This window comes from Peribacillus acanthi, from assembly GCF_003073175.1.
GTDB classification, from domain to species: Bacteria; Bacillota; Bacilli; order Bacillales; family DSM-1321; genus Bacillus_BN; species Bacillus_BN acanthi.
Window position 1 is genome coordinate 265505 of record NZ_QBBX01000003.1, and the last position, 12838, is coordinate 278342.

The following is a 12838-nucleotide window of genomic DNA, read 5'->3' on the forward strand; positions in this document are numbered from 1 at the left end:
TAATGACAGAAGATCAGAAGATGTTAAATTTACAGCTTGAATCCCCAAATGAAGCACTATCATTATTGGGTATCTCAGACTCAAATTTAAAGGTCCTTGAAGAAGAATTGGACGTATCCATCATTACAAGGGGAGAATCTATTTCTATTGGAGGGGAATTGTCTTCAGCTGAGCAAGCATACAATATTATTGCTGCTTTGCTACAAGTCATAAGAAAGGGAATTGCCATTAGTTCCCGAGATGTCACATATGCGATTCAATTATCCAAAAAGGGTACGTTAGAGTACTTTCATGAAATATATGAAGAAGAAATTGCCAAGAATGCGAAAGGTAAAAGCATACGCATTAAAACTCTTGGACAAAAGCAATATATCCAGGCCATTAAGAAAAAGGATTTAGTATTTGGAATTGGCCCAGCGGGTACAGGTAAAACATATTTGGCTGTTGTCATGGCAGTGAATGCATTGAAAAATGGTTCAGTCAAAAAAATCATTCTTACAAGACCGGCTGTTGAGGCTGGAGAAAGTCTAGGCTTTTTACCAGGTGATTTAAAAGAAAAAGTTGATCCATATTTACGTCCTTTATATGATGCGTTACATGATATCTTAGGTTTGGACCAAACGGCAAGATTACTTGAAAGAGGTATCATCGAAATTGCACCACTCGCCTATATGAGGGGGAGAACATTGGATGACGCATTTGTCATATTGGACGAGGCACAAAATACGACACAGGCACAAATGAAAATGTTTTTAACAAGGCTTGGTTTTGGTTCGAAAATGGTCATTACAGGTGATAAATCACAAATTGACCTCCCGCGAGGAGTGAAATCTGGTTTAGTCGCAGTCGAGGAAATCCTCAAAGAAGTAGATGGTCTTCGCTTTATTTATATGGAACACAGCGATGTAGTAAGACATCCATTAGTAGGTCGCATCATTCAAGCATATGATAAAATAGACAATTAAAGAGGCTGACTCAAAAGGTCGTGGAAGGACGATCATTTGAGTCGGCTTTTTGTGTTTCTTAAATTGTAAAGACCGCTTAATTTGAGACTTTTCTGTAAAAGGATGAAACTTGGCCTAAAAACTGTTATCATTTTACATAATACATAAAGCATACTACCTATAGAATAAAGCAATGGTTTGTAAGTATGGGAGGTCCAAATGGATTTATCGATATTAATTGAGAAAGCGAAAAACCTACTTCAAAACAAGATTTTTCAAATGCTGTTATTTTTAATGCTAGGCTTCATCTCTTTTTTTCTAATGTTTTCTAATGTGAAACCGGAAAAAGTGGATGTTCGTCTCCTCGAGGCATCTCCTCAAACTATTCGTGCTCCTAAAACAATCGAAGATATTGAGAAAACTGAATCGGAGAAACAGAATATTTTAAAAAGTGTAGAAGATGAGTATGTTTTAAAAAGAGAAGTTACACAAAACCGTTTAGACTTACTGACCTCTATATTCGATGCAGTGAAAGAGGTTCAATCTGAAAAGGAAAGCCTTTTAGAGCAACAGGAAAAAATTAAGCAATTAAACGATCAGGCGTCGGAAGAAACTACGAAGCTACCTGATGTTAAGATACCTACTGCTGATGAACAGTTGAATTCGGTGAAGAAAAAAATGACTGATGACATTAATAAGTCATTACCTGATTGGGTTTATCGGTCAATGATTGAAGCTGCTCCTTCTGAATTACAAACAGCTCAAGACATAACACTTACAGCTGTAAATACGGTTATGAGCAAACAGGTTCAAGCAGATCAAGTAGAGAATGCTAAAAAGAACGTTGAACAACAATTGCAATACACAAGTCTGAATGCCGATTTACGAAGAGCATCTATAGAATTAGGTAGATTCGCTGTTACGCAAAATTATTTCCTAGACCGAGATAAAACGGAAATAGCAAGACAAAAAGCAATTGAAAGTGTTGAACCGATAAAAATTTTGCAAGGACAAGTAATCGTAGAACAAGGGCAGTTAGTTGATCGTGAAATTTATAGACAACTGGAATTAACTGGATTGTTAGATAAGAAAAATTCAATATTACCTTTTATCGGCCTAGGTTCTTTCCTTTTATTATTAATGGGAGCCCTGTATTATTACTTTCAAAACTATATTGATGGTAATGAAGATAACAATAAAACAACTCAGCTTCTTATTTTTAGTCTTGTATTTTTGTTAGCCATTATTATTATGAAAACCCTTAGCCTTTTTACTAAAAATGATTTAATTGAATCAGGCTACTTTTTCCCTGCGGCTATGGGTGCAATGCTGATAAAGATTCTTTTAAGTGATCGTTTTGCTACAGCATTTACGATAGTGATGAGTTTGTATGCGACACTCATTTTTAACGTCGGCACAACAAGCCAGTTGAATTACACGATAGGAATTTATGTTTTATTAAGTGGGTTGGCTGGAATATTGTTATTGTCATCGCGAAACTTCCGCTCGAAAATCTTACAGGCGGGGGTACTTCTGTCTTTAGTTAATTTAATGATCATTTTTTCAATCTTGTTTATAATAGATGTTCAATTTAGTAATATGGAATATGCATTTTATACATTGGCTGCATTTGTTTCGGGTCTAGTTTCTTCAGTATTGACAATAGGATTGTTGCCATTTTTTGAAGCTGGTTTTGGGATTATTTCAACAATTAAATTGATTGAGTTGTCTAATCCAAACCATCCTTTGTTAAGAAAAATCCTCACTGAAGCCCCTGGTACCTATCATCATAGTGTAATGGTTGCAAATCTGGCAGAAGCAGCCTGTGAGGCTATTGGTGCGAATGGATTATTAGCACGCGTTGGCTGTTATTATCATGATATCGGAAAAACGAAAAGACCTCAGTTCTTTATTGAAAACCAAATGAATATAGAAAACCCACATGATCGGTTAGCGCCAGCAACTAGCAAAGATATTATAGTTGCACATGCAATAGATGGTGGTAAGATGTTAAGACGGCATAAAATGCCGCAGGAAATAATTGATATCGCAGAACAGCATCATGGTACGACCTTATTGAAGTTCTTTTATCATAAAGCTGTTAATGATGGAGAAAATGTTAGTGAATTAGAATATCGTTATCCTGGTCCTAAGGCACAGACAAAAGAAACAGCTATTATTGGTATTGCAGATAGTGTAGAAGCGGCAGTCCGTTCATTAAAACAGCCTACTCCTGATAACATTAAAAAGCTCGTGAAAAGTATTATTCAAGATCGCCTTAAGGACGAGCAATTCGATGAATGTGATATCACGATGAAGGAATTGAATATTGTCGAAAAATCATTGTGCGAAACGATGAATGGAATTTTTCACTCACGTATCGAGTATCCAGAATTCAATAAAACCAATCCAAAGGAAGGTGATAAATAATGAGATTAAATATAGATTTCACAGATGAAACGAATCTTGTACAAGAAAAAGATATTGACTTAGTGAGTAGCGTTTTACAATTTGCTGCTGAGAAAGAAAATATTGAACCTGATACGGAAATTTCGATTACTTTTGTAGATAATAATCAAATTAGGGAAATTAACAAAGAGTATCGTGGTAAAGATACTCCAACTGATGTTATTTCATTCGCTATGGAAGAAATGGGAGAAGATGAAATACAGATAGTTGGAATGGAGCTGCCTAGAGTTTTGGGAGATATTATTATTTCTATTGATCGGACAAAGGAACAGGCAGAAGATTATGGTCATTCTTTCGAAAGGGAACTTGGATTTTTAGCACTTCATGGTTTCCTACATTTACTTGGCTATGACCATATGACAGAAGCTGATGAGAAAAAAATGTTCTCAAAACAAAAGGATATTTTGGATGCTTATGGACTACAAAGATAAAAAGTACGTTCCATATAGACTTTCTCGTAGTTTTGGCTTTGCCATTTACGGCATTTTCCATACAGTTAAAAATGAGCGCAATATGCAAATACATGTTTTTGTTGCTGCTGTAACAATAATATTAGGCTGTATGCTTCCTTTATCTTACATAGAGTGGCTATTCATTTTTTCAGCAATCGGAGGTACTTTATCATTAGAACTAGTCAATACGGCCATTGAAAATACAGTGGATTTAGTAACTGAAGAAAAACATCCACTAGCAAAAATAGCCAAAGATGTGGCAGCAGGAGCCGTGCTTATTTATGCGCTTTATTCGGTCATTGTAGGCTGTATCATTTTCTTACCTAAAATTTATCAATATTTATAAAACAGTCCATTTTTAAAAACACCATAGATCATTCAATTTTAATGTTAGAAAATTCTGACAAAAAGATTACACTTTTGCTACATTCTACATTAGACAAGGGGATTAATGTAAAATATGTTTACATCCTCTATGGTCTACTTAAATTAAAGATGATGCAAAGAACTTAAATAATATCATGACCAATATCACCGGAGGATTACATGACAACTAAACAAGGCTATAAATCAGGATTCATATCAATCATTGGACGCCCTAATGTAGGGAAATCAACTTTTCTAAATAGGGTTATCGGTCAAAAAATCGCTATAATGAGTGATAAACCACAAACGACTAGGAATAAAGTTCAAGGGGTATTAACCGTAAATGACGCTCAAATGATATTTATTGACACTCCAGGGATTCACAAACCGAAGCATAAGCTTGGTGAATTCATGATGAAGGTCGCAACCAATACCTTAAAAGGAGTAGATTTAATCCTCTTCATGGTAAACGCACAAGAAGGTTGGGGACGTGGGGATGAATTCATTATTGAGAAATTAAAGGAAGTCAAAACACCAGTTTATTTAGTTATTAATAAAATAGATCAAGTTCATCCTGATGCTTTATTACCGCTTATTGAAAAGTATAAGGAGCATTTCGACTTCCAAGCAGTTGTACCAATATCAGCACTAGAAGGCAATAACGTAGAGACACTGTTGACTCAAATTAAAGATTTGTTACCTGAAGGTCCACAATATTATCCGGCCGATCAAGTGACTGATCATCCAGAACGATTCATTATTTCAGAGTTAATACGTGAGAAGGCTCTTCACCTAACGAGAGAGGAAGTTCCTCATTCGATTGCAGTTGCCATAGAATCGATAAAAAAAGATGAAAATGAAAAAATTCACGTGATGGCTACGATTGTAATCGAACGTGATTCACAAAAAGGAATAGTCATTGGAAAGCAAGGGAAGATGCTCAAGGAAATTGGCCAGCGTGCTCGGAAGGACATTGAACAATTATTAGGATCAAAGGTTTATTTGGAACTATGGGTTAAGGTTCAGAAGGATTGGCGCAACAAAATGTCCCAATTAAGAGATTATGGCTTTAGGGAAGACGAATATTAATATTGTTCATTGCAGTTCGTGTGTACATGGAAGTACCATTCTTGAAACTTGGCTTTTTTACCAAATTTGTTTCTCATGAAAAACTATAACATCGGTCAAGATAATCTTAAGGTTTGGGATTTACATGCTAGTTTTACACGAAAGGTGGGCTTAACATGTTAGATTTTACTTGGAAGGTTTTTTCGCAGACGGGTAACATTGACACCTATTTACTGTTTAAAGAGCTACAAGTGGAGAGACAAGACGGACCCGATTTGATTCAAGAAGAGCTAGCAGAAGTGGATTTTCCAATCTCCTAATTAAGATGATCAGGCTGCATGGAAGGTGGCTTGTCTTGTTACAAAAATGTGAAGGCATCGTCATTCGCCGGACAGACTATGGAGAAAATAATAAAATTATTACCATCTATACAAGAGAATTAGGGAAAGTAGGAGTGATGGCAAGAGGGGCAAATAAGCCAAGCAGCAGACTCTCTTCTGTCACTCAATTATTTTACTATGGATATTTTCTGTTTCAGTCCTCAACAGGGTTAGGTAGCTTAAATCAGGGTGAATCCATTGATTCGTTCCGACATATTCGAGAAGATATTGTGGCAACTGCCTATGCTTCATTTGTAGTTGAACTATTAGATAAGGCAACGGATGATAAAAAGCCTAACCCATTTTTGTTTGAATTATTGTATCAAACACTGCATTACATAGACGAAGGATATGACGCGGAGATTTTGGCTTTTATCTTTGAAATGAAACTCCTGCCATTATTCGGATTAAAACCGATTTTAGATTATTGTGCCGCATGTGGTTCAACAGAAGGTGAATTTTCGTTTTCCATCAAGGAAGGCGGTTTTCTCTGCCATAGATGTTTAGAAAAAGATCCTTACCATAAAAAAATATCTCAACAAGTCGTTAGATTACTGCGTTTGTTTTATTATTTCGATTTGAATCGTTTAGGGAATATCTCATTGAAAGATGAGACGAAATCACAAATCAGGACGATTTTGGATACTTACTATGATGAATATGCTGGTGTTCAGTTAAAGTCTAAAAAATTTTTAAAACAAATGGACCAACTAAAGGGGTTTTTTTAATTTTTAAAATTTATGGTCGCTGTTGACAATCATCAAGTGGTTGTATAAAATGCATATTATTAAAATAGTTGCGACGAAGGAAAGGAGTACCTGTCATTTCTATAAAAGCGAACCTGGGATGGTGTAAGCCAGGGTATAGAGCGTCAGGGAAGGGCATTCCGGAGCAAATGAAGCCTATTATTTAGGCAAAAAGAGGTCGTCCAATGACGGCAAATAGGGTGGAACCGCGGGTAAACTCTCGTCCCTATGCTTTAAGGCATAGGGATGGGAGTTTTTTGTTTTATTCTTTAAGAAAAAATAAAGTGGTAGCTAAGAAGTAAATTGGCGAAGTGACTAATTTTAACTAATTTTAGTACTAAAGTATAAGTGCAAAATGGTTCTTGCCTATCAAGTTTTCTTATAGTGAAAATTCCGCCCCTACGCGATAAAATTTTGGAGGTGCTTTATGAATATTCAAAACATGATATTAACATTGCAAAAGCATTGGTCTGAACATGGTTGTATCCTAATGCAAGCATATGACACTGAAAAAGGTGCAGGGACAATGAGTCCTTATACATTCCTTAGAGCCATTGGGCCAGAACCTTGGAATGTTGCTTACGTAGAGCCATCAAGACGGCCGGCGGATGGTCGATATGGAGAGAATCCAAATCGTCTATATCAACACCATCAATTCCAAGTGATTATGAAACCTTCCCCTGATAACATTCAGGAAATATATTTAGATTCCTTACGAGCACTTGGCATCAATCCTTTAGAGCATGATATCCGTTTCGTAGAAGATAACTGGGAGAATCCATCTCTAGGATGCGCGGGACTTGGTTGGGAAGTATGGTTGGATGGAATGGAAATCACTCAATTTACCTATTTCCAACAAGTAGGTGGCTTGGAGTGTAAACCAGTATCTGTTGAGATCACCTATGGTATCGAGAGACTTGCATCTTATATACAAGATAAAGAAAATGTATTCGATTTGGAATGGACTAACGGTTTTACAGTTCGAGATATTTTTGGTCAGCCAGAGTATGAACATTCAAAGTACACCTTTGAAACATCAGATACGGAGATGCTTTTCTCACTGTTCTCTATCTATGAAAAAGAAGCACATAGACAAATGGAAGAGGGTTTAGTTCATCCAGCCTATGATTATGTATTAAAGTGTTCCCATACATTCAATTTACTTGATGCAAAAGGTGCCATTTCTGTAACAGAAAGAACGGGTTATATTGCAAGATGTCGTAACCTTGCACGTAAAGTTGCAAAGACATTTTATGATGAGAGAGAGAAGCTTGGCTTCCCAATCTTAAACAAGAAGGGAGAGGGTACTAATGAGTAATCGTGATTTGTTGATTGAAATCGGTTTGGAAGAAATGCCTGCAAAGGTAGTAACAGCTTCAATTAATCAATTTGCCACAAAGGTGGAGAATTGGCTAACAGAAAAAAAGATTTCAATTCAATCTGTAAAGAAATACTCTACTCCTCGCCGATTGGCATTATTAATTAAAGATGTCGTAGAAACTCAAGAAGATATTACAGAAGAGGCAAAAGGTCCAGCGAAAAAAATTGCCCTGGATAGTGAGGGGAACTGGTCAAAAGCTGCTATCGGATTTACAAGAGGGCAAGGAGTATCAGTCGAAGATATTTTCTTTAAAGAAATTAACGGTGTTGAATATGCACATGTTATGAAATTTACTAAAGGTCAACAAGTGGTTGAATTACTTCCGGAATTGAAGGAAATTATTACTGGATTGACATTCCCGAAAAACATGCGTTGGGCAAATCAAGATATGCGCTATGTAAGACCAATCAAGTGGATTGTTGCTATATTTGGTCAAGATATTATTCCAATGTCCATTACTACAGTGGAATCAGGGAAAGTAACAAATGGTCATCGATTCCTTGGTAATACGATTGTAGTGGATGCTCCAACTTCTTATGAACAACAACTTGAAGAGCAATTTGTAATCGTTGACGCGGAAATTAGAAAGAACATGATAGTTTCTCAACTACAAGCTTTGGAAAAAGAAAACGGATGGACAATTCCTGTAGATGAAGACTTGTTGGAAGAGGTAAATAACTTAGTAGAATATCCAACGGCCCTATTTGGTTCTTTCGAAGAGGAATTCCTAGAGTTACCCGATCGTGTCTTAATTACTTCCATGAAGGAACATCAACGCTATTTCCCTGTAAAAGACAAAGAAGGGAAACTCCTTCCGCATTTCGTGACAGTACGAAATGGAAATGATAAAGGATTACAAATTGTAGCTAAAGGAAACGAAAAAGTTCTACGCGCTCGTTTAGCAGACGCTTCATTCTTCTACCGTGAAGACCAAAAAACAAGTATCGAATCGTCTTTAAAGAAACTTGAAACCATTGTCTACCATGAGGAGATTGGGACGATTTCTCAAAAAGTAGAACGTGTAAGAACTCTTTCTGCTCAAATAGGTAGAGCTCAGAATATTTCTGAAGCTGAATTGAAATTAACCGATCGTACAGCTCAAATTAGTAAATTCGATTTAGTGACGAATATGGTATACGAATTCCCTGAATTACAAGGATATATGGGTGAACGTTATGCACGTATGAAAGGGGAAGAAGAGGCAGTAGCTGTTGCAATTAATGAACATTACATGCCACGACATGCTGAAGATGCTATCCCTAGTAGTACTATTGGTGCGCTTGTAAGTATTGCAGAGAAAATGGACACTATTGTTTCTTGCTTTGCAATAGGCATTATCCCAACTGGATCTCAAGATCCTTATGCATTGCGTAGGCAAGCTAGTGGTATTGTTCAAATTCTTTTAGAGAAACGTTGGTCCCTTACAATTGAGCAACTGCTTAAGCTGAGCTTAGGTTTGGTTGAGGAAAGTGGACTCTTAAAGACTGACCTAACAGAGGTTTATGAAAATCTTGTTACATTCTTTAAAGCTAGGGTTAAGCACTTATTGAATGAAAAAGGCATTCGTTATGACTTGATTGATGCGGTGCTAGAAAATGAAATAGGCCAAATTCACACTCTTGTAGAAAGAGCACAAGTATTGGAAAAGAAAAAAAATGACCCAGAATTTAAAGGATGCATGGAAGCTCTAAGTAGGGTAATGAACATCGCAGTGAAAAGAACTGTTCCTACAGATGTAAATCCTGAGTTATTCGAAAATGAATATGAAAAGGGATTGTACCAAGCTTTCGAAGTTGTGAAAAATCAATACTATTCTGCTGATAGTGAAGAAGTAAAATACCAACTTCTATTGACTCTAAAGGAACCTATTGAGAATTACTTTGAGCATACGATGGTAATGGCAGAAAATGAGGAACTACGTAATAACCGTCTATCCGTTATGCATGTAATGAGCTTAACTATTTCTAGTTTCGCAGCAATGAATAAGGTTTTGACAGCGTAGGTAATTAAGAGGTGAAAAAGGAGTGATGAAATATATCTCTACCTTTTCACCTCTTTATATTTACCTCTTAAGTTTGTAAAATACATAGGCTAATTTCTGCCACCCATACAGTAGTTGAGACGGAAAATTCTGCAACATTCCAAGAAATTGAATCCACCTGGAAAATTGCGATGGGACATGAGAATTAGGTGAGTGGTTCGGTCCGTTAAAAAAGAGAAGTATTTTGGGAAACTCAAAATTGGTTTTAAACAGAGTAGCTTATTAAAAGATAAATTTGCAGCAACTCATAAAAAGGTTATAATATTCATATATAGTATGACGTAATTATGCAATGTGTAGTTGGGTGGTGAATATTATCGAACTGAACAAGAGACAGGAGTTAATCCTACAAATCGTTAAAGACCAAGGTCCAATAACAGGTGAAGCGATCGCCGATCAATTAAATTTAACAAGGGCTACCCTGAGACCTGATTTGGCAATTCTTACAATGGCAGGTTATTTAGATGCAAGACCTAGAGTGGGATATTTCTATTCTGGAAAATCTGGGACTCAATTATTAACAGACAACCTAAAAAATATTCACGTCAGGGATTATCAATCAATCCCAGTTGTAATCAATGATAGCATTTCAGTCTATGATGCTATATGCATGATGTTTTTAGAAGATGTGGGAACATTATTTGTTGTAGATCAACAGTCTTATCTTGTAGGCGTCCTTTCAAGAAAGGATTTATTAAGAGCTAGTATTGGTAAACAAGAACTTTCTAGTATACCAGTCAATATAATAATGACTCGTATGCCAAACATAGCCATGTGTGAAAAAGATGATTTGATGATCGACGTAGCAAAAAAGTTGATTGAAAAGCAAATCGATGCATTGCCTGTCGTGAAAAAAGTTGAAAAAGGTTATGAAGTTACAGGCAGAATTACTAAAACAAATATTACGAAAGCTTTTGTTGCATTAGCTACAGAGGATCTGTAAAGATTTGGGGGAGTATATCATATGGATTCACCTATAATTTATGTTGTTTCCGATTCAGTCGGTGAAACGGCCGAACTTGTCACAAAAGCAGCTATTAGCCAATTCATTGGCTCTGATTTTTCCATTAGAAGAATTCCTTATGTCGAAGACGAAGCCAATGTTGACGAAGTTATCTCACTAGCAAAGCTAAATAAGGCACTCATAGCGTATACGCTGGTTAGGCCTGTAATTAGAGAATATATGAAAATGCAAGCTGACAAAGAGAATATCTTTGCATTTGATATTATTGGTCCACTTATGGATACACTTCAACAAAGATTTAACCTAACACCAGTTCATGAGCCAGGCCTAGTTCGTAAATTGGATGATGATTATTTCAAGAGAGTTGAAGCGATTGAGTTCGCAGTAAAGTACGATGATGGTCGTGACCCACGTGGAATATTAAGGGCTGATATTGTCCTTGTAGGCGTTTCACGTACATCAAAGACTCCATTGTCCCAATATTTAGCTCATAAAAGGTACAAAGTAGCGAATGTTCCTCTTGTACCTGAAGTTGAACCGCCAGAAGAACTTTTTCTAGTTCCACCTGAAAAATGCATCGGATTGAAAATCATGCCTGAGAAACTGAATCATATTAGAAAAGAACGTCTAAAATCTCTAGGTTTAGGTGATCATGCAATTTATGCTAATATGGAAAGAATTAAAGAGGAACTAAATTATTTTGAGGGTATTATTGGAAGGTTGAAATGTCCAGTAATCGATGTGACAAACAAAGCAGTCGAAGAAACTGCTAACACGATCATAAACCTTATACAAAAAAAATAAAAAAAAGCACTTAGGTGCTTCAGACTGTAGACAAACTCTAAGAATTAAGAGTTTGTCTACAGTCTTTTTTCAATTAAAATAATTTATATACTAGATAATCCGTTGATTTCCGTTCCGGGCGAACGCTTTCCGCGGGGTGTGACTTGAGCCTCCTCAGTCGCAATGCTCCTTGCGGGGTCTCAAGCTTCACACTACTCCCGCAGGAGTCGTCGCCCTCCACTCCAATCAACTAGTAACCGGTTAAAATAGAAGAGGTGACGTACAAAATGATGACAAGAACCCAATCAAATGAACGAGAACAATTAGAAATGTTGGCGATTGATCAACTTGTGCCTAATGACCATTTAGTACGAAAAATTGAGGCAGCGATTGATTTTACCTTTATCTATCCATTGGTTGAAAACCTGTATTCTGGGCTCGGTCGTCCAAGTATTAATCCAGTAGTCTTGTTTAAAATGGTATTCATCCAATACATATTTGGCATACGTTCTATGCACCAAACCATAAAAGAAATTGAAACAAACATGGCCTATCGATGGTTTCTAGGATTTGGTTTCTACACAGAAGTCCCTCACTTCTCTACCTTCGGTAAAAATTATGAGCGTCGTTTTCACGATACCGATGTGTTCGAGGATATCTTCTATTATATTTTGAAGGAGATTATGGATAAAGGATTGTTGTCTGCTGACCATATCTTCTTAGATTCCACACATGTAAAAGCCAGTGCTAATAAACGCAAGTATGATAAGAAAGTTGTTCGTAAGGAAACTCGCGCCTATGAAGAGAAACTTCAATTGGAACTCAATTTAGATCGCGAAGAACACGGGAAAAAGCCATTTCCTCCTGAAAAATTGGAAAAAGAAGAATGGAAAGAAATTAAGGAAAGTACGACAGACCCTGAAAGTGGCTACTATGTGAAAGATGAACGAACCAAACAGTTTGCGTATTCGTTCCATGCAACCACAGATGAAAAAGGATTTGTATTAGGCACGATAGTAACTCCGGGAAATGTACACGATAGTCATCTGTTACAACCACTAGTAGAGAAGGTAATAGAAGAAGTAAAGAAGCCACTTGCAGTCGCTGCTGATGCAGCTTATAAAACGCCAGCGATTGCGAACTTTTTATTAGAAAATCAAATGTTACCTGTCCTTCCTTACACTCGTCCAAAAACTAAAGATGGTTTCTTCCGAAAGAATGATTATGTGTATGATGAGTATTAT

12 protein-coding genes and 1 other annotated feature are annotated in these 12838 nt (G+C 36.6%); all 12 genes read left to right on the forward strand.

Annotation, left to right across the window (positions count from 1 at the left end; genetic code table 11):
• Positions 1 to 2: 2 nt before the first annotated feature.
• Positions 3 to 965: a PhoH family protein gene (locus DBX25_RS04640; RefSeq protein WP_108669607.1), complete on the forward strand. Its 963-nt coding sequence runs from the start codon at positions 3 to 5 to the stop codon at positions 963 to 965.
• A gap of 198 nt (positions 966 to 1163) precedes the next feature.
• On the forward strand, positions 1164 to 3374 hold the full coding sequence (locus tag DBX25_RS04645; protein WP_108669608.1) for an HD family phosphohydrolase: 2211 nt from the start codon (positions 1164 to 1166) through the stop codon (positions 3372 to 3374).
• Positions 3374 to 3844 (forward strand): rRNA maturation RNase YbeY, encoded by a 471-nt coding sequence (gene ybeY, locus DBX25_RS04650; protein WP_108669609.1) that lies wholly within the window; start codon positions 3374 to 3376, stop codon positions 3842 to 3844. Before DBX25_RS04645 ends, ybeY begins: the two co-directional genes overlap by 1 nt.
• Positions 3828 to 4211, forward strand: coding sequence for a diacylglycerol kinase family protein (locus tag DBX25_RS04655; RefSeq protein WP_108669631.1), 384 nt, complete (start codon positions 3828 to 3830; stop codon positions 4209 to 4211). The genes ybeY and DBX25_RS04655 overlap by 17 nt, the downstream gene beginning before the upstream one ends.
• 200 nt (positions 4212 to 4411) lie before the next feature.
• On the forward strand, positions 4412 to 5320 hold the full coding sequence (gene era / locus DBX25_RS04660) for a GTPase Era (RefSeq protein WP_108669610.1): 909 nt from the start codon (positions 4412 to 4414) through the stop codon (positions 5318 to 5320).
• Between the two features lie 155 nt (positions 5321 to 5475).
• Complete coding sequence (locus tag DBX25_RS04665) at positions 5476 to 5619, forward strand: YqzL family protein (protein ID WP_108669611.1); 144 nt, start codon at positions 5476 to 5478, stop codon at positions 5617 to 5619.
• Between the two features lie 35 nt (positions 5620 to 5654).
• Positions 5655 to 6407: a DNA repair protein RecO gene (recO, locus tag DBX25_RS04670; RefSeq protein ID WP_108669612.1), complete on the forward strand. Its 753-nt coding sequence runs from the start codon at positions 5655 to 5657 to the stop codon at positions 6405 to 6407.
• A gap of 64 nt (positions 6408 to 6471) precedes the next feature.
• Positions 6472 to 6656: a binding site (T-box leader), on the forward strand.
• Positions 6657 to 6852: 196 nt separating this feature from the next.
• Complete coding sequence (gene glyQ / locus DBX25_RS04675) at positions 6853 to 7743, forward strand: glycine--tRNA ligase subunit alpha (RefSeq protein WP_108669613.1); 891 nt, start codon at positions 6853 to 6855, stop codon at positions 7741 to 7743.
• Complete coding sequence (gene glyS, locus DBX25_RS04680) at positions 7736 to 9808, forward strand: glycine--tRNA ligase subunit beta (RefSeq protein ID WP_108669614.1); 2073 nt, start codon at positions 7736 to 7738, stop codon at positions 9806 to 9808. Before glyQ ends, glyS begins: the two co-directional genes overlap by 8 nt.
• 343 nt (positions 9809 to 10151) lie before the next feature.
• Positions 10152 to 10790, forward strand: a complete 639-nt coding sequence (gene ccpN, locus DBX25_RS04685) for a transcriptional regulator CcpN (protein ID WP_108669615.1) — start codon at positions 10152 to 10154, stop codon at positions 10788 to 10790.
• Positions 10791 to 10811: 21 nt separating this feature from the next.
• Entirely contained in the window at positions 10812 to 11615 is an 804-nt protein-coding gene (locus DBX25_RS04690; protein ID WP_108669616.1) for a pyruvate, water dikinase regulatory protein, read from the forward strand.
• 266 nt (positions 11616 to 11881) lie between these two features.
• The coding region (locus tag DBX25_RS04695) for an IS1182 family transposase (protein ID WP_108669617.1) at positions 11882 to 12838 on the forward strand (957 nt) is incomplete at its 3' end.